This window comes from Salinisphaera sp. LB1, assembly GCF_003177035.1.
Classification (GTDB): Bacteria; Pseudomonadota; Gammaproteobacteria; order Nevskiales; family Salinisphaeraceae; genus Salinisphaera.
Map to the genome: position 1 here is coordinate 516,163 of NZ_CP029488.1, position 17,869 is coordinate 534,031.

Here is a 17,869-nt window from a genome sequence, read left to right on the forward strand (position 1 = left end):
GGCCCGATCCCGCATCGCGACAAGAGACATCGATGGCAAAGAACAATCTTCAGTTTCTCGACGTGCCGCGTCAGGACCCGGCCAAGGTGGCCGTGCCCGTACGCATTCACGAATTCGCCGAGATCTACGGCCAGTTCGACAAGGAGACCGCCTCGCAACAGGCCGGGCGCTGTATTTCCTGCGGCAACCCGTATTGCGAGTGGAAGTGCCCCGTGCACAACTACATCCCCAACTGGCTCAAGATGGTCAACGAGGGCAATTTGTTCGAGGCGGCCGAGCTGTCGCACGCCACCAACACCCTGCCCGAGATTTGCGGCCGCATCTGCCCGCAGGACCGCCTGTGTGAAGGCGCCTGCACGATGAACGATGGCCTCGGCGCCATCACCATCGGCTCGGTCGAGAAGTACATCACCGACGAGGCCTTCAAGCAGGGCTGGCGGCCGGACGTCTCCAACGTGGTCTGGACCGACAAGAAGGTCGCCGTGATCGGCGCCGGCCCGGCCGGTCTGGGTGCAGCGGATATTCTCGTGCGCGGCGGCGTCAAGGCCGTGGTGTTCGATAAATACCCACGCATCGGCGGCCTGCTCACCTTCGGCATCCCGCCCTTCAAGCTCGAAAAAGAAGTGGTGGAAACCCGCCGCGAAGTCATGGAAGGCATGGGCGTGGAATTCCGGCTCGGTGTCGAAGTCGGCCACGACATCAGCATCGAACAATTGATGGAAGAATACGATGCCGTGTTCATGGGCATGGGCACTTACACCTATATGAAGGGCGGCTTCCCCGGCGAGGACCTGAAAGGCGTCTACGAAGCGCTGCCCTTCCTGGTCGGCAACATCAATCGCGAGATCGGCGTGAAGGGCGAGCATCCCTTCGTCGACATGTCCGGCCAGCGCGTGGTGGTGCTCGGCGGCGGCGACACCGCGATGGACTGCAACCGCACGTCCATTCGCCAGGGCGCCAAGGAAGTCATCTGCGCCTACCGGCGCGACGAAGAGAACATGCCGGGCTCCGCCCGCGAGGTGGAAAACGCCAAGGAAGAAGGCGTGCAGTTCCTGTTCAATCGTCAGCCGGTCGAAATCGTGGGCGACACCCACGTCGAAGGCATCAAGATGGTCACCACCCAGCTCGGCGAACCGGACGAGCGTGGTCGGCGCCGACCCGAGCCCGTGCCCGGCACCGAGGAAGTCATCGAGGCGGATCGTGTGATCATCGCCTTCGGCTTCCGCCCCAACCCGCAGGACTGGTTCGACACCCACGAGATCGAATGCGATGACGGCGGTCGCGTGATCGCGCCCGAGCAGGGCCGCTTCAAGCACCAGACCTCCAACCCGAAGATCTTCGCCGGCGGCGACATGGTGCGCGGCTCAGACCTGGTCGTCACCGCCGTGTTCGAAGGCCGCGAAGCGGCCAAGGGCATTCTGGATTATCTCGAAGTATAGAAGGCTACCCGGTAGCCGCCCCATTGAACGAACACGGCCCACGCTATGCCGGCCGTGTTCGTTTGCGGCTGTCGATTTGCGCGCTTGCCGCAATGATCCGGGCCGAAACCGCACCTGAGCGGCCTCATCATTCGCCTGCGCCGCCGGCATGCGTCGGGCGAAACTCGACCAAGGATTGCTGCAGAAACAACACTGCGATGGCCGCACCCACGATGACGCCGGATCGGGCGGTATCCGTCACCACCCCGACAGCCCCCTCTGTGTTCGCCATGGCGGGTGAGCAGGAACAGCCAGACGATCTCTACGACGACAATGCGCTCGAACGCGCGGCAGTCGCATCGAGGCTGCGCTTGGGGTTTAGGTGGATGCGGTCACCGATTTGCTGCGCCTCGCCGGGCACCGACGCTAGTCGCGCGGCGGCGAACACGAAGTGCACGAATGCGGCATCCTGACGGCGCTCTCGCATCACGCTTGATGCGCTCGATCGACACACTGGAAGCATTACTCATGATCGCATCGCAGATGTGTTCATGTCGGGGTTTTAAAACGCATACCCGGTCAAGCGCCAACATAACGGGCTGTGCGGAGCGCGCCACCGCTTTATAATCCTCGCACGACCGCGGAGAATCCACCGCCATCGCATCAAAAACTTGCCCCATGACGCATATTCCGGATAACCGCGACCGCCTCATTTTCGCCCTCGACGTACCCGACACCAACGCGGCCCGCGCGTTGGTCGCAACCCTGGGCGACACGGTCACCTTCTACAAGGTCGGCCTGGAACTAGCGATGTCGCCGGGCTATTTCGAGCTGGTCGACTGGTTGAAGACGCGCGGCAAGAAGGTCTTCGCGGACGTGAAGCTGTTCGATGTGCCGGCCACCGTGGCGGCCGCTGTCGCCCGGCTGGATGCACGCGACGTGGATTTCATCACCGTGCACGGCAACCAGGGCATCATGGAAGCGGCCGGTGCGGCGCGCAAAGGCAACGCGAAGATCCTGGCGGTGACCGCGCTCACCAGCCTGGATCGCGGCGACATGACCGATCTGGGGTTCAACTGCGATATCGACGAGCTCGTGCTTTCCCGCGCCCGGCGCGCACTGCAAGCCGGCTGCGACGGCATCGTTTCCTCGGGCCTCGAACTGGAACGCTTGCGCGCCGAGGCCCCGGAGACGCTGATCACGGTCACACCAGGCATCCGTCCCGTGGACAACGATGCCCCGCCGGACGACCAGAAGCGCGTGATGACGCCGGCCCGTGCCATCGCGGCCGGAGCCGATTATCTGGTGGTCGGCCGCCCGATCCGGCAAGCGACGGATCCCGCGGCGGCGGCCGCGGCTATTCAGGAAGAAATCGCCGCCGCGGTGGCCGCGCGCGGCTGAGCCGGCTCAGGCGAAGCCGTAGAGCGCGGCCGGATTATCGACCAGGATGCGCCTGCGCGTCGCCTCGTCGGCCATATCCGCCAGATTGTCGAGCAGGACGGCATCGTCCGGGTAATCCGCACGCGCGACGCCGACATGCGGCCAGTTCGAGCCCCAGATCACGCGCTCCGGCGCATGCGCGATCACACGGCGCGCGATTGGCGCAACATCGGCGAAATCCGGCGGACCGACACGGCTGATTTCGTACAGGCCGGCAATCTTGAACCAGGCATTGCCGCGGTCGATCAGCCGCAGCAGTGTATCCACGCGTGGATCTTCGGCCGATACCGGCGCCAGGAACTTGCCGGCGTGGTCGATGATGTAGTCGACCTGGAGCGATTCCAGCGCCGGCCGGTGGCGCTCGATCTCGCGGCCGTCGAACTGCACCATCAAATGCCAATCCCATCCGCGGATACGCGCTTCGACTTCGGCCATGCCGTCGATGCCCACGGCCCCGCCGGGCAGATTCATGATACGGGCCCCGCGTACGCCGAGTGCATGGTATTCAGCCAGTTCGGCGTCGGTCGTATCCGGGCCGACGACCACCACACCGCGTGCGGTTTCGGCGCCGACGGCTTTCAGGCCCGCGATGGTCGCGCCGTTATCGAACTGGTAAGCATTGGACTGGGTGATGACGACCCGTCCCAGGCTCAGGCGGCGCTGGACCACGGCATAATCGTCGGGCGTGGCCAGTTCGGCGATCGGCGGCCCACCAGGCTGCGGCGCGTAACCCGCGAGATAGACATGGATATGACAGTCGGTCGCCCCTTTGGGCACATCGATCCGGGGTGCCGGGCCATCGAGCGGGCGCGTGTTGGCCGGGATGTCGCGCATCAAACCTTCTCCGCCCAGGCATAGCGGCTCAAGGCATCACGGTCGATCTCGATGCCGAGACCGGCCCCCTCCGGCACGCGAACCCAGCCCTGCTCGTGCTCGATCGGTGCACGCAGGACAGCCTGACGAATCGGATTCGGGGTGCGATCGAATTCCAGCATCGGCGCTTGCGGCTTCGGACGCGGCGGCTGAAACGGGAGGGCGGCCAGGCAATGCAGGCTTGCCGCCAGTGCGATGCCGCTGCCCCAGACATGCGGGACGACACGCACGCCATACAGGCCAGCCATATCGACGATACGACGCATTTCGCTGAAACCGCCGGTGCCGCAGACATCCGGCTGCAGGATATCGACCGCCCCGGCTTCCAGCGCCTGGCGCATGCCGTGGCGGCCGTGCCAGGTTTCACCGCCGGCCAGCGGCAAAGGCTGCGCTGCGCGCACCCGGGCGTACACCGCCGGTTCTTCCGGGATCACCGGCTCCTCGAACCAATCGATGTCGAAGCGCGCCGCGGCCCGCCCGACTTCGATCGCCTCCGGCGCGTCGTAACCGTGGTTGGCGTCGATCATCAGCCGCACGTCGGGGCCGATGGCATCGCGTACCGCACCGATGGCCGCCAGATCCTCGTCGTAGCCAAACCCGATCTTGATCTTGACCGCCGTGAAACCCTCGGCGACATAACGCGCTATTTCGGCGGCGGTCGCCGCACTGCGGTCCGGGCCGTCCGGGCGGAAGCCGCCGGTGGCATAGGCCTGGACCGTGTCGCGGAATCGCCCACCCATCAACGTGGAAACCGGCACACCGAAGTGCTTGCCCTTGATGTCCCAGAGCGCGATATCGATCCCCGACAGCGCGGTCATGGTCACCCCGCGCTGTCCTTGGTCCCGTAACGCGTGGTACAGCTCCAGCCAGCGGACATCGGTGGCCAACGGATCGCGACCGATGAGCAGCCCGGCGTAAGCGCCGACCGCAGCCGCGTTGAGCGGCGGCGGGCCGAGACATTCGCCCCAGCCGACGGTGCCGTCGTCGCAGATCACTTCGACCAGACAGTGCTGACGCCGCTCGAAGCGACCGGACGCGCTTTCGAACGGCACCGTCAGTTCGTGGTCGAGGCAATGCGTAAGAACCCGCTCGACACGCATCAGCCCTGGCTCCTTATCAACGCATCCAGCATGTCGCTCTCCTGCTCGGTGAGATCGGTCAGCGGGGCACGCACCGGCCCGGCATCGAACCCGGCCCGGCGCACGCCGGCCTTGATCGCGGACACTGCGTAGCCCACGTTGCGGTCGCGGATCGCTGCGAACGGGTAAAAGAAATCATTGAGGATGGTGGTCGTCTGCGCATGATCACCGGCACGCAGCGCGTTGTAGAAGCGCTGAGCCAGCTCCGGCACAAAGTTGAACACCGCCGAGGAATAGGTCGTGACGCCGGCGCCCAGATAAGCCTCGGCGAACAACTCCGCCGTGGGCATGCCACCGAGATAGGTCAGCCGATCGCCCAGCCGTGCGGTGATCTCGCGGACCAGACCGATATCCCCGGAGCCGTCCTTGAACCCGATGAGATTCGGGCAGCGCTCGCACAGGGCTTCAAGCGTATCGGCCTGCAGGATCGAGTTGCCACGATTGTAGACGATCACGCCGACATCCACGGCTTCGCAGATCGTCTGGATATGCGCCATCAAGCCCGCCTGACTGGCCCCGATCAGATAATGCGGCAACAGCAGAATACCGTCGGCTCCGGCGGCCTCGGCCTCACGCGCAATCGATACGGCCATGCGCGTGCCATAGCCGCAGCCGGACACGATGGGCGTGTCACCGGCCGCGGCCTTGGCCTCGCGCACGATCTGCGGGATTTCTTCAGGCGCGAGCGAGAAGAACTCGCCGGTGCCTCCGGCGGCAAACAGGGTCGCCGCGTCGAAGCCCGACAGCCAGCCAATATGTTCGGCATAGGGCCCAGGCGCGAACTCGCCGTCGGCATCGAAAGGCGTGACCGGGAAAGAAAGCAGGCCGGAGGCCAGCGCGGACTTAAGTTCAATGGGCTGCATAAGATTCGGCGGTACCGCTCCGATTGCGTGGCAGATACCGCCGACCCTAACTCATCTTATCTCATAATTGAAGAAGTATTATCACATGGTCTAGTCGCCACGAATCAGGCGCCGATAGCGATTCTGGCTACCCTTGAGATGGGCTCGCATGGCTTCGCGGGCGCTGTCGATATCGCGTTCCGACACCGCCCGGATGAGGGCGAGATGCTCGGCCTGGATCTGCTCCATGTAGCCCTCGGGCGCGGCAGCCTCGACATTTTCGGGCAGCGCCGAGCGCGGGATCAGATGCTCCCCCATGAGGGTAAGAAATTCGCGGAAGCGCGGATTGTTGGTGGCGTCCGCCACCGCCAGATGCAGCGCCATATCGGCCGCGACGGTGGGCTGGTCCGCTTCGATGAGACGATTCAGGTCGTCGAAGCGCTCGAACAGAATCTCTTCCTGGGCCGGCGAGCGGCGCTCGGCGGCCAGCGCCGCAGCCTCGATCTCGATGGCCGAACGCAGTTCCAACACTTCGATCATCGAGGATATTCGCGCCCGATCCACCGGTTTGAAGACCGGCACCTGCGCGGTGGGTTCGCGCACGAACACACCCACGCCGTGACGGACATCGACCAGCCCATCGGCGCGCAGTGAGGCGATGGCTTCCCGCACTACCGTACGGCTCACGCTGTATTCGCGGGTCAGGCCCGCTTCGCTGGGCAGCTTGTCGCCCGGCTGCAGGTCGCCGCCAACGATGAGCTCGCGAAGACGGCCACTGACTTCGGCGACAAGATTGCGTCGGTTCTTCTTCTTTTTCGCGGGTGCAGCTGCACGTTTTTCTGACGTATCTGCACTTATTTCTGGATTGCTCACGTCGTTCATCCCTTCGCTCTCTAACCGGTCCCGTTGTCAGATTTGCTCAACCCACTCGTCCTCAGCAAACCATGCCTTTCCGACCAACGTCTTAATTGTATGATCACTTTGGCTCTGTCATCTTACAGCAACCGTGATCGGTACGCACCGAGGAAGGAGCCGCATGATGACACTGAGCACAATCACTCACCGAACTTTGCTTGCAGCCGGTCTGGTGGCCGGCCTGTCCCTGGCCGCGTCGGCCTCCGCCACCACTTGGCGCGGATGGAACATCCACAGCCCCGGCTATCCCAACTCGGTGGCGCTCAAGCAGTTCGCCCAGACGATTACCAAAAAAACACATGGCGATATCCAGGCCACGGTATACAACAATGCCGTGCTGGGCGATCAAACCGATGCGATCCAGCAAGCCAGCAATGGCGCGATCAATTTCGCGAACTTCAACATGAGCCCGATGGGCCAGTATGTACCCAAGACCGACGTGCTCTCCCTGCCCTATCTATTTAACAGTGTGCAGCAGATGCATCACGTCATGGACGGGCCGATCGGCGACCAGTTCGCCACCGATATGGCCAAGCATGGCTTGGTCGTGCTGTCCTGGTTCGATTCCGGCGCGCGCAGTTTCTATAACTCCAAGCACCCGATTCGAAAACCGTCTGATCTGAAGGGCATGAAGATCCGCGTACAGGACAACGACTTGTACGTGGACATGGTTGCAGCCCTCGGCGGCAACGCCACGCCGATGCCGTTCAGCGATGTCTATCAGGCGCTGAAGAACGGCGTGATCGACGGCGCGGAGAACAATTATCCGTCGTACAAAGAGACCAACCACTACGAAGTGGCCAAGTACTACTCGGAAGATGAGCACCTGATCGTCCCCGAGTGTCTGTGCATCTCCAAGACCAGTTGGGACGCGCTATCGGTCAAGGATCAGAAGATCGTGCGTCAGGCCGCGATCGCGGCCGCCAAGGAGCAGCGCCGGCTCTGGGCCAAGGATTCACGCGAAGCCAAGAAATACGTCGCGAACCACGGCGCCAGGATCAACCAGATCAAGAACCTGAAGCCGTTCCAGGACGCAATGAAGCCGGTCTACGCCAAGTTCTACAAGGCACACCCGGCGCAGAAGAGCCTGGTGCAGAAAATCCGCAATACGCAGTGAACGATGGCCATGAGCATGCGACCCGCGACTGATGAACACGACATGCCGGCCGGACCGCCCGCATTGGCGGCAATACGTCGGATCCTCGACGGCATCGCCTGGCTCTGTATGCTGGCAGCCGGCATGGGCCTGGTGTTCATTGTGGCCAGTTTCGGCTGGCTGGTTTATGGCCGCTATATCCTCAACAACACGCCGACCTGGATCGAACAGCTTTCACTGCTGCTGATCATCTACATCGTCTGCCTCGGCACCGCGGCCGGCGTGCATCGCCACACGCATCTGAGCATCGATTTCGTGCGCAAGGGCCTCCCTTACTGGCCCCGACATGCTTTGCACGTGCTGGCGGACCTGATGGTTATCGCCTTCGGCGCCATCATGGCCTGGCAGGGCTGGGTCCTTACACTCACCAATGCCAACCACGAGCTGCCGATGCTGAGCGTTACCGCCGCGTGGCGCGCGGCACCGCTCGCACTCTGCGGCGTTTTGATCGTCGTATTCACTATATTCGACGTCATCGAACGCTTGTTCGCCGGGCCGGGAGCGACACGCTGATGGGACTGATCATCCTCTTCGGGCTTTTCTTTGTCGGCTTGATCGCCGGCGCGCCCGTCGCCTTCGCACTCGGACTCGCCTCGATTGCGACCTTCCTCTACGAAGGGCTACCGCTGTTCGTCGCCTTCCAGCGCATTCTGTCGGGCATCGCGAGCTTCTCGTTGCTGGCGATACCGTTTTTCATCTTCGCTGGCGAGCTGATGCTGCACGGCGGCATCGCCAACCGGCTGGTCCGCTTCGCAGCCGCCGCCGTCGGCCGCATGCGCGGTGGGCTCGGCATGGTGGACGTCGTCTCCTCGATGCTGTTCGGCGGTATTTCCGGTTCGGCCGTGGCCGACACCTCGGCGCTCGGCTCGATCCTGATGCCGGTGATGAAGGAAAAAGGCTATGACGCCGACTACGCGGTCAACGTGACCGTCACCTCGTCCACCGCCGGCGTGGTAATCCCGCCAAGCCACAACATGCTGCTCTATGTGGTGGCCGCAGGCGGCGGTATCTCGGTGGGTAAGCTGTTCATCGCCGGCATCGTGCCAGGCATTCTCATGTGTCTGTGCCTGGCGGTGGCCGCCTATGCGGTTGCGGTCAAGCGCGGCTACGGTTCGGAGCCTTTTCCCGGCTGGATGGTGCTGTTGACGAGCTTCATCGTGTCGCTGCCCGGTCTGCTCACCGCGGTGATCATCGTTGGCGGGGTGCTCTCGGGCGTACTCACGGTGACCGAATCCGGCGCCTTCGGCGCCATCTATGCGCTGGTCGTTACGCTGATCGTTTATCGGGAGCTGAGCTGGCGCGCATTCAAGACCGCGGTGGCACAGGCCGTGCGCACAACCTCGCTGGTGATGATCCTGGTCGGCTGCGCCTCGGCGTTCGCCTATCTGCTGGCGCTGTATCGCGTACCGGACAATCTCGCGACGTTTCTGACCTCGGTGTCGAGCAATCCTTATGTGATTCTGCTGTTGCTCAATCTCATGCTGCTGGTGCTGGGCATGATCATGGACATGGCCGCACTCATCCTCATCTGCACGCCCATATTCCTCCCGGTGGTCACCGACATCGGCATGGATCCGATCCAGTTCGGCGTGGTGATGATGATGAATCTCGGCCTTGGCCTGTGCACGCCACCGGTCGGCGCCTGCCTGTTCGTCGGCTGTGCAATCGGTGATATCCCCATCGAGCAAGCCGCCAAGACGATCTGGCCATTCTATCTAGCCATCCTCGCAGCGCTCATGCTCACGACCTATATCGCACCGATATCCATGACGCTGCCGCATCTTCTGAATTGAAATCGCTAAGGAGCAAGCCATGCTGCAACGTCTTCTGTTGACGGGCGCGGCCGGCGGTGTGGGCACCGCGCTGCGGCCGTTCCTGTCACGAATCGCACACCATATCGTGCTCTCGGACCGCGAAGGCATCGACGATATTGCCGAGCACGAGAGTTTTACCGCCTGCGACCTGGCGGACCGCGCGGCGGTAAATGAACTGGTCGCCGGCTGCGACGGCATCATCCATCTCGGCGGCATCTCGGTCGAAAAGCCGTTCGACCAGATCCTCGACGCCAACATCATCGGGGGTTACAACCTGTTCGAAGCCGCCCGCGCCCGGGGCCGGCCACGCATCGTGTTCGCCAGCTCAAATCACGTGATCGGCTACTACAAGCGCGAAGACAAACTCGACGCGCAAAGCCTGCCCCGGCCCGATTCGCTCTATGGCGTCTCCAAAGCGTTCGGCGAGAACCTGGCCCGCCTGTATTTCGATAAGTTCGGTCAGGAATGTCTGTCGATTCGGATCGGATCGTGTTTCGATCATCCCAAGAATCCGCGCATGCTCGCGACCTGGCTGGCGACCGAGGATCTCGCCGACCTGTGCGAGCGCGCCTTCACCGCCCCGCGGCTCGGCAACACCATCGTCTATGGCGCCTCCGACAACGACGAATGCTGGTGGGACAACTCAGCCGCGGATTTCCTGGGCTGGAGACCACGCCACAGCGCCGCCCGGTGGCGGGATACAGTGCTTGCCGAGGCGGCCCCGCAAGATCCGGACGATCCCGCCGTGGTCTATCAGGGCGGCGATTTCGCAGCCGCCGGCCACCCGGAAGACACCCACTGACTGTGTTGAACATACACACGCACAGTGCTTGTATTACATGGTTATCGTCACCATTAACCGGATAACGACTCAAAGAAACGAAGGCGCTCCATGACGACAGATGGAATGTCTTCGCTGTTCTTAAAATTGTCTTGATCTACAAAGGAGCTCTCCATGCCCGAGATCACCGGCCAGCAATTCATCGGCGGCGCCCGCGTGGCGGCCGGCCAGGATACGCTTGCCAGCAAATCGGCCGAGGACAACACCCCCTACAAGCAGGACTTCTTCGAAGCGACGCCCGAGGAAGTCAGCGCCGCTGCCGAAGCCGCGCACGACGCCTTCGATACCTTCGCCACCACCGATCCGGAAACCCGCGCGGCGTTTCTCGAAGCCTGTGCCGACGAGATCGAGGCCCTCGGCGATACGGTCATTCGTGAAGCCATGCGCGAAACCGCCCTGCCCGAGAAACGCCTGACCGGCGAAGTCGGCCGCACCACCGGCCAGTTGCGCCTGTTCGCGAAAGTCCTGCGCCGCGGTGATTATCTCGGCGTGCGCATCGATACCGCCACCGACGCGGCGCCGGATCTGCGCCAGATGCAGCAGGCGCTCGGCCCGGTGGCGGTGTTCGGCGCCTCCAATTTCCCGTTCGCCTTCTCGGTCGCCGGCGGCGATACCGCCTCGGCCTTCGCCGCCGGCTGCCCGGTGGTGGTCAAGGCCCATCCGGGGCATATGGTCACCTCGGAGATGGTGGGCAACGCCATCGAGGCGGCGGTGAAAAAATCCGGCATGCCGGCCGGCACTTTCAATATGATCTTCGGCGGCATGGTCGGCGCGCAGCTGGTACAGGAACCGGCAATCAAGGCGGTCGGCTTCACGGGCTCCAAGACCGGCGGTCGGGCCCTGTTCGATCTGGCCTCGCAGCGTGAGGAGCCGATTCCGGTCTATGCCGAAATGTCGAGCGTGAACCCGATGTTCATGCTGCCGGAAGCGATCGCGGCCCGCGGCAACGAACTCGCCGAGGGTCTGGCCGGCTCGATCTGTCTCGGGGCCGGCCAGTTCTGTACCGGGCCCGGGGTGATCATCGGGGTGAAGTCGCCCGCGATGACGGCCTTTATCGAAACCCTCGGCGAAGCGCTCAAGAACAAGCCGGGCCAGGTGATGCTGAACCACGGCCTGCTGGATAACTACCAACACGGCGTGGAACGGCTCAAGGGCCTGAACGGCGTACGGGAAGTCGTGGCCGGCTCGGCCGCATCGAACCAGGCGGCGGCGCGGCTGTTCATGGCCGACAAGTCGGTGTTGTTCGACGACGCCCAGCCGTTGATGGAAGAGGTGTTCGGCCCGAGCACGGTGGTGGTCGAGCTGGACAGCGCCGATGAGCTCGAAGCTGCCGCACGGGCGATCAACGGCCAGCTGACGGCGACGGTGACCGGCGACGACGCCGAGATCGCCCGGCACCAGCCACTCGTCACGGCCCTGTCGCGGCGCGCCGGCCGGGTGTTGTTCAACGGCTTCCCGACCGGCGTGGCGGTCAACGATGCCATGGTGCACGGCGGACCGTACCCGGCGACCACCGATTTCCACAGCACGTCGGTGGGCACGCTGGCGATCAATCGCTATCTGCGTGCGGTGTGTTTCCAGAATGCACCCACCGCAGTCCTGCCGAAAGCCCTCGCCGATGGCAATCCGCTGGGCATCCGGCGCCTGGTCAACGGCGATATGACCACGGCCGGCCTGTAGGCCGGTACGCCGCAGGCACTTTGCCGAGGGGCCGGCTGCATGCCGGCCCTTTTTATTGATGCGCCCGGCCCCGCGCGCGCCACAAGCAGGCGCAGCGATCACGCAGCCTTGGTTGCACCGGTAATTTTTGGAAAACGTGTCATGTGGGGGCGCCGTTCCACTGCGAAAGCATCCCGTGACATCACCAAGGCAAACGCGTGTGCTCAGCAACGACGTTCGCGCCGTCGTGCGCTATCGCCCGGCCTGCGGCTATCGGTAGAATCCCAGCATCACTCATCGTCCGCTGACGTACCCCATGTCCCATGATCGTTTGCTGCGGGCCCTCAGGCGCGAGCCGGTGGACGCCACGCCGGTATGGCTGATGCGTCAGGCCGGGCGTTATCTGCCCGAATACCGCAAGCTGCGCGAGAAGGCCGGCAGCTTTCTCGATCTGTGCCAGAATCCGGAATTGGCCTGCGAGGTCACGCTGCAACCGCTGCGCCGTTTCGATCTGGACGGCGCGATCCTGTTCTCCGACATCCTCACGGTCCCCGAGGCAATGGGGCTGGGCCTGCATTTCGTGGCTGGCGAAGGACCGCATTTCGCCCACCCGGTCCGTACGCCCGCCGCCATCGACCGGCTCGTGATTCCGGACATCGAAGATGAGCTCGGTTATGTCCCGGCCGCGATCAAGCTGATCCGGCGCGAACTGGACGGCAAGACGCCGCTGATCGGCTTCGCCGGCAGCCCGTGGACGCTGGCGACGTACATGGTCGAGGGCGGCCCGTCGAAGAATTACGAACATATCAAGGCGCTGATGTACAACGCACCGGACGCCCTACATCGCCTGCTGGATGTGCTGGCGCTCTCAACCGTCGCCTACCTCAACGCCCAGATCGCGGCCGGCGCACAGGCCGTTCAGATCTTCGACACCTGGGGCGGCGTGCTGTCGCCGGCGAACTACCGGGCATTCTCGCTGGCCTACATGGCGCAGATCGTGGCCGGACTCGAACCGGGGCCCGATGGCAACGTGCCGACGATCCTGTTCACCAAGGGCGGCGGCCCGTGGCTAGAGCACATCGCGGCCAGCGGCACGTCGGCGATCGGGCTGGACTGGACCATCGACATCGACGACGCAGCAGCGCGCGTGGGTGATCGCGTGGCACTTCAGGGCAACGCCGACCCGGCGATCCTGTTCGCGGAACCCGAGCGCATACGCACGGAAGTGCGCGATATCCTCGATCGCTTCGGCGACCGGCCGGGGCATGTGTTCAACCTCGGCCACGGCGTGACGCCGCAGGTGGACCCCACGCATGTGGGCGCGCTGGTCGACGCCGTCCACGAGTTCTCGGCCCGCTGATGCCCGCGCTGGCCGGGCCCGTGCGGGGTATCGCGATCGTCGTCGGTCTGATCGGGCTGACGATTCTCGGCGGCATTCCGCTGGTGCCGGCCAGTATCGTCAAGCTCGCGCTGCCACCCGGCCGTGCCCGCGATCGCGCCACGGATGTCGTACTCGGCATCGCCAAGGCATGGGCGCGCGGATCGAACGGGCTGATTTTCGGCATCAGCGGCACCCGCCTACGCTACCAGCAGCAGATGGCCGACGATCCGGACGGCCGCTATGTGCTGATCTCGAATCATCAGTGCTGGGCCGATGTCATGCTGCTGATCAGGGCGATCGATCCCCAGCTGCCGTTTCCGCGTTTTTTCATCAAGGAACAGCTGCGCTGGCTGCCGGTGATCGGGCTGGCCTGCTGGGCGCTGGATTTTCCGTTCATGAAACGCCACAGCCGGGCCGCGATCGAGAAGCATCCCGAGCTGCGCAACGAAGACATGCACGCGGTGCGGCGCGCCTGTGAGGTCTTTCGGCGGCAGCCGGTCTCCCTGGTCAACTACGCCGAAGGCACGCGTTCCACGCCGGCCAAACGGGCGGCAGCGAACTCGCCATATCGCACGCTACTGCCGCCCAAGGCTGGGGGCACGGCCTTTGCCGTCAATGCCATGCGTGACGTGCTCGACGGCATTCTCGACATGACGGTCGCTTACATCGATACGCCCGAGCCGAAGTTCTGGGATGTACTATGCGGCCGGATTCCCGAGGTGGCGGTACGCGTGCGCTATCTCGCGGTCCCGCCCGAACTCGCTGACGGCGACTACGGCGCCGACCCGCAATACCGCGATCGCTTCAAGGCCTGGCTAGGCGAACTCTGGGCCGCGAAGGACGCCGAGGTGGCCGCCATCCAGGACCCCGAAAATCCGCAACGCGCCTTCCACGATCTCGCCACCGGAGGCCATCATGCCTGAGCGCATTGCCTGGATTACCGGCGCCAGCTCCGGTATCGGCGAAGCCCTGGCCATCGAGCTCGCCGATCACGGCTGGCGGGTCGCGATCTCGGCGCGCCGCGCCGATGCATTGGCCGCCGTGGCCGACCAACGCCCCGAGGCGATCACCGCCTATCCCCTGAACGTCACCGACGCCACGGCCTGCGCGGACGCGGCGCAGCGCATCGCCACCGAACACGGCCCGATCGATCTGGCCGTGTTCAATGCCGGTATCGGCGCGAGCTTCGATGTGCGCCACTTCGATGCCGCGGACGTGAATCGGCGCATGACCGTAAATTACGGTGGCACGGTCAACGGCATCGGCGCCGTACTGCCGGCCATGCAGGCGCGCGGCACCGGCCGCATCGCGATGACCGCGAGCGTGGCGGGTTATCGCGGCTTGCCGGGAGCGGCCCCCTATGCCGCGTCCAAGGCGGCCATGATCTCGCTGGCGGAAAGCCTGCACCTGGATCTGGTCGGCTCCGGCGTGGCCGTGAGCGTGATTTGCCCAGGCTATGTCACCACGCCGCTGACCGCCGACAACAAGCACCCGATGCCGTTCGTGATCGGCGCCGCGGATGCGGCCCGACGCATCCGCCAGGGCCTGGAGGCCGGTCGCTTCGAGATCGCGTTCCCGCGCCGGCTGGTCTGGCTGTTGAAGACCTTCCAGCGCCTGCCCTACGCGGCCTATTTCCCGATCATCCGCCGTGTCACCGGCGCTTGATTATTAACCCGGCACAAAAATAGATGATTTTTCGGGTTAATAGCGCGAGTATGCGACGGCATGCGCGCCGCGGCCATTGGCCGCGAAGCCTTTGAAAATAAAAGACGGACAGGCGCCGGCTTTTATTTTTGAAGGCGGTGAAAACAGCTGATGAAGTCAGCTGTCTTGACGCCGGATTAATAGATAGCATCTTGCCGACCGATGGCACGCTGCAGTTCGGCATGGCGCGCACGGTCCAGCGGAAAATCCCACATCAGCAGGATGACACCGATCTTGATCGCCACCGGCAACAGCCCGTAAAGCGCCGCCAGCGTCCAGAGCGCGGTCGCGTCGTTGGGCTGGCCGGCATCAAAGCCCGCCAGCCACAACGCGGGATAGGCGATGCCGAGCGCCACCGCAAAAGCGAGCTTGGTCGCCATGCCCCAGAGCCCGAAATACAGCCCGGCGCGGCCATCGCCGCCGGCGGCCGTATCCTCGTCGATCACATCGGCCTGGATCGAGGCGGCTGTGGCCTGGTCCACGCCCAGACAGGAGCCGCCCAGAATACAGATCAGCGTGTAGGCGACGTAACTGTAAGTGTTGTCGGCCAACGTGACTGTGAAGATGAACACGCCTGCAACGAACGCCATCGAGGCACACCACAGCCGATGCTTGGACCAGTGACGCCCGATCCAGAACCAGACGGGCAGGCCGGCCACGGCAGACAGAAAGTAGATGGCGAGGAAAATCCCGGCCGTCGCCTGGCTGGCACCGAGCACCGACTGCACGAAAAACAGGAACAACGCCGCCGGCAACCCGTTGGCCGCGCCATTGAACAGATAGGCGATGACCAGGCGCCGGAATGGCCGGTTCGCCGCCAGCAGTCGCGCGCTATCCGACCAGGGCACGTTCGAGGCCGCCCCGCCCGGCTCCGGCACTCGCCAGAGAAACAGACCGACCGCGACCGGCAGTGCGACCAGCAGGAAGATCGCGATCGCCTCCAACCCGGCGGCCGCGCCACCGGCCAGTTCACTCACCCCGGCCGGCAGCACGATCGCGACCATCGTACCCAGTACGAAAAACCCCTCGCGCCAGGCCGTGATGCGCGTGCGCTCGTCGTAGTCGGCCGACAGTTCGGCGCCCATCGTGGTGTACGGCAGATAGATGAGTGTCCAGCCGAGATACGCGGCCATACTCCAGACCAACAGATAGGCCGCGCCAGCATGGTCGCCTGGAACGAAAAGAAACCAGGCGGCAAGCATCAGAATAGGCGTACCCACGGCAATATAAGGCCGGCGTCGCCCGAGAATTGCCGGTGTACGGTCAGACACGGTCCCGATCACCGGGTCGGTGAAGACGTCGAAAAGACGCGCGGCGAAGATGAGAATGCCGACGATGCCCGTGTTAAGGCCAGGCATCTGGGCATAGAATGGAGGCAGGAAAACGGTCAGCGGCAGGCCGAGTGCGGCCAGCGGCAGGCCCAGCCCTCCATACGGCGCCAGCCGCGAGACGGGATAGCGGCGGCTCATCGAGGCCGCTGGAAACCGATCTGCATCAAGTCAATGTTGCCGGAGGTGAAACCTGCGGCGCAGTAAGCCAGATAATAGCGCCACATGCGATAGAAGGGCGCGCCCCGCTGGCTCTGAATCTCAGCCCCGTTTGCGACCACGGCCTTGTCCCAGCGCATCAGCGTGCGGGCATAGTCGCGGCCGTAGAAATCGCGGTCGAGCTCGGTCAGGCCAGCGCTTTCCGCATAGGCGGCGAAAATCTCCGGCGAAGCCAGCATGCCCCCGGGGAAGATGTATTCCTGGATGAAATCCACGTTCTTGCGGTAATAGTCGAAACGTCCGTCGTCGATCGTGATCGCCTGGATGGCGGCGCGGCCGCCCGGTTTGAGCGCATCGTGGATGGTCTTGAAATAGCCCGGCCAGTAGGCCTCACCCACGGCCTCGTACATCTCGATCGAAACCACATGGTCGTAACGGCCCGCCACATCGCGATAATCACAGAGATGAAAATCGATGCGATCGGCCAGACCGGCGGCGTCGGCCTGTTCGCGCGCGAAACGCAGCTGCTCTGCCGACAGCGTGATGCCGGTCACCCGCACGCCGCGGGTGGCCGCGGCATGGCGCGCGAAGCCGCCCCAGCCACAACCGATCTCGAGAATATGATCGCCCGGCTCGGGCGCGAGGCGATCGAGCAACGCGTCGTACTTGCGTCGCTGGGCCACCGCCAGCGGTTCGTCGGGGTAAGCGAACAGCGCCGATGAATAAGTCCAGGTTTCGTCCAGCCAGTGGGCGTAGAACTCGTTGCCGAGATCGTAATGATAGGCAATATTGCGCCGCGAGCCCGACCGACTGTTGGCGTTCAGCCGGTGACGAATCCCCGAAACCAGCGAGTACAGCCATTGCAGGCGCGAGAAATCCGGCTCCAGTGCCGCCGTGTTGAGATGCAACAGATAAATCAGCGCCGGCAGATCATCGCAGTCCCACTCGCCGGCCATATAGCCCTCGGCAAAGCCGATCGAGCCGGCCCTGAACAACCGCGTGACCATGCGCGGCGAATGGATATGCAGCGTGGCCGTTGGCCCCGGGCGCTCGCCCTCGAAACACGCCGCGCTGCCGCTGGGCAGCCGCACATCCAGACGGCCGCAGACCAGGCGATCGAGCCGTTTGACCACGGCGCGCTCGCGCCAGCCCACGGGGCGACCGTATGCCACGGTCGCGCGGTACGAAGTCGAATTCATG

18 protein-coding genes are annotated in these 17,869 nt (G+C 64.1%); 10 read left to right on the forward strand and 8 right to left on the reverse strand.

What is annotated here, in order from left to right; all coding sequences use genetic code 11:
* Positions 1 to 32: 32 nt before the first annotated feature.
* Positions 33 to 1,439, forward strand: coding sequence for an FAD-dependent oxidoreductase (locus SALB1_RS02230; protein ID WP_109995228.1), 1,407 nt, complete (start codon positions 33 to 35; stop codon positions 1,437 to 1,439).
* Positions 1,440 to 1,566: 127 nt separating this feature from the next.
* On the opposite strand, the gene SALB1_RS18940 is transcribed toward SALB1_RS02230, so the two are convergent.
* A complete protein-coding gene (locus tag SALB1_RS18940) occupies positions 1,567 to 1,710 on the reverse strand; it encodes a hypothetical protein (RefSeq protein ID WP_158590589.1) in 144 nt (47 codons plus the stop codon).
* Between the two features lie 30 nt (positions 1,711 to 1,740).
* Positions 1,741 to 1,905 (reverse strand): hypothetical protein, encoded by a 165-nt coding sequence (locus SALB1_RS18945; protein WP_158590590.1) that lies wholly within the window; start codon positions 1,903 to 1,905, stop codon positions 1,741 to 1,743.
* A 191-nt stretch (positions 1,906 to 2,096) separates the two neighbouring features.
* Between SALB1_RS18945 and pyrF the strand changes: the two genes are divergently transcribed.
* Positions 2,097 to 2,819 (forward strand): orotidine-5'-phosphate decarboxylase, encoded by a 723-nt coding sequence (gene pyrF, locus SALB1_RS02235; RefSeq protein ID WP_109992379.1) that lies wholly within the window; start codon positions 2,097 to 2,099, stop codon positions 2,817 to 2,819.
* 6 nt (positions 2,820 to 2,825) lie between these two features.
* Here pyrF and SALB1_RS02240 read toward each other — a convergent pair whose 3' ends face one another.
* The 4 genes from SALB1_RS02240 to SALB1_RS02255 all read right to left on the reverse strand — a co-directional run bounded on the left by SALB1_RS02240 (position 2,826) and on the right by SALB1_RS02255 (position 6,594).
* Positions 2,826 to 3,692, reverse strand: coding sequence for an amidohydrolase family protein (locus SALB1_RS02240; RefSeq protein WP_109992380.1), 867 nt, complete (start codon positions 3,690 to 3,692; stop codon positions 2,826 to 2,828).
* Complete coding sequence (locus SALB1_RS02245; RefSeq protein WP_109992381.1) at positions 3,692 to 4,831, reverse strand: mandelate racemase/muconate lactonizing enzyme family protein; 1,140 nt, start codon at positions 4,829 to 4,831, stop codon at positions 3,692 to 3,694. Before SALB1_RS02245 ends, SALB1_RS02240 begins: the two co-directional genes overlap by 1 nt.
* On the reverse strand, positions 4,831 to 5,733 hold the full coding sequence (gene kdgD, locus SALB1_RS02250) for a 5-dehydro-4-deoxyglucarate dehydratase (protein WP_109992382.1): 903 nt from the start codon (positions 5,731 to 5,733) through the stop codon (positions 4,831 to 4,833). Before kdgD ends, SALB1_RS02245 begins: the two co-directional genes overlap by 1 nt.
* A gap of 90 nt (positions 5,734 to 5,823) precedes the next feature.
* Positions 5,824 to 6,594 (reverse strand): FadR/GntR family transcriptional regulator, encoded by a 771-nt coding sequence (locus SALB1_RS02255; RefSeq protein ID WP_109992383.1) that lies wholly within the window; start codon positions 6,592 to 6,594, stop codon positions 5,824 to 5,826.
* 157 nt (positions 6,595 to 6,751) lie between these two features.
* Between SALB1_RS02255 and SALB1_RS02260 the strand changes: the two genes are divergently transcribed.
* The 8 genes from SALB1_RS02260 (at position 6,752) to SALB1_RS02295 (ending at position 15,143) form a co-directional block, all read left to right on the forward strand.
* Positions 6,752 to 7,744, forward strand: coding sequence for a TRAP transporter substrate-binding protein (locus SALB1_RS02260; RefSeq protein ID WP_199678663.1), 993 nt, complete (start codon positions 6,752 to 6,754; stop codon positions 7,742 to 7,744).
* A 9-nt stretch (positions 7,745 to 7,753) separates the two neighbouring features.
* Positions 7,754 to 8,296, forward strand: coding sequence for a TRAP transporter small permease (locus SALB1_RS02265; RefSeq protein WP_199678664.1), 543 nt, complete (start codon positions 7,754 to 7,756; stop codon positions 8,294 to 8,296).
* Entirely contained in the window at positions 8,296 to 9,576 is a 1,281-nt protein-coding gene (locus SALB1_RS02270; RefSeq protein WP_109992385.1) for a TRAP transporter large permease, read from the forward strand. Before SALB1_RS02265 ends, SALB1_RS02270 begins: the two co-directional genes overlap by 1 nt.
* 19 nt (positions 9,577 to 9,595) lie before the next feature.
* Positions 9,596 to 10,399, forward strand: coding sequence for an NAD(P)-dependent oxidoreductase (locus SALB1_RS02275; protein WP_109992386.1), 804 nt, complete (start codon positions 9,596 to 9,598; stop codon positions 10,397 to 10,399).
* Positions 10,400 to 10,552: 153 nt separating this feature from the next.
* Complete coding sequence (locus tag SALB1_RS02280; protein WP_109992387.1) at positions 10,553 to 12,118, forward strand: aldehyde dehydrogenase (NADP(+)); 1,566 nt, start codon at positions 10,553 to 10,555, stop codon at positions 12,116 to 12,118.
* A gap of 283 nt (positions 12,119 to 12,401) precedes the next feature.
* Positions 12,402 to 13,457, forward strand: a complete 1,056-nt coding sequence (gene hemE / locus SALB1_RS02285) for a uroporphyrinogen decarboxylase (RefSeq protein WP_179950723.1) — start codon at positions 12,402 to 12,404, stop codon at positions 13,455 to 13,457.
* Complete coding sequence (locus SALB1_RS02290) at positions 13,457 to 14,401, forward strand: acyltransferase (protein ID WP_109992389.1); 945 nt, start codon at positions 13,457 to 13,459, stop codon at positions 14,399 to 14,401. The genes hemE and SALB1_RS02290 overlap by 1 nt, the downstream gene beginning before the upstream one ends.
* The gene (locus tag SALB1_RS02295; protein WP_109992390.1) at positions 14,394 to 15,143 is read left to right on the forward strand and encodes an SDR family oxidoreductase; all 750 of its coding nucleotides are present in this window, start codon (positions 14,394 to 14,396) and stop codon (positions 15,141 to 15,143) included. Before SALB1_RS02290 ends, SALB1_RS02295 begins: the two co-directional genes overlap by 8 nt.
* 176 nt (positions 15,144 to 15,319) lie before the next feature.
* Here the strand turns inward: SALB1_RS02295 and SALB1_RS02300 are convergent, their stop codons facing one another.
* Positions 15,320 to 16,651, reverse strand: a complete 1,332-nt coding sequence (locus tag SALB1_RS02300; RefSeq protein WP_109992391.1) for an MFS transporter — start codon at positions 16,649 to 16,651, stop codon at positions 15,320 to 15,322.
* The gene (locus tag SALB1_RS02305) at positions 16,648 to 17,868 is read right to left on the reverse strand and encodes a cyclopropane-fatty-acyl-phospholipid synthase family protein (protein WP_109992392.1); all 1,221 of its coding nucleotides are present in this window, start codon (positions 17,866 to 17,868) and stop codon (positions 16,648 to 16,650) included. Before SALB1_RS02305 ends, SALB1_RS02300 begins: the two co-directional genes overlap by 4 nt.
* Position 17,869 lies beyond the last annotated feature (1 nt).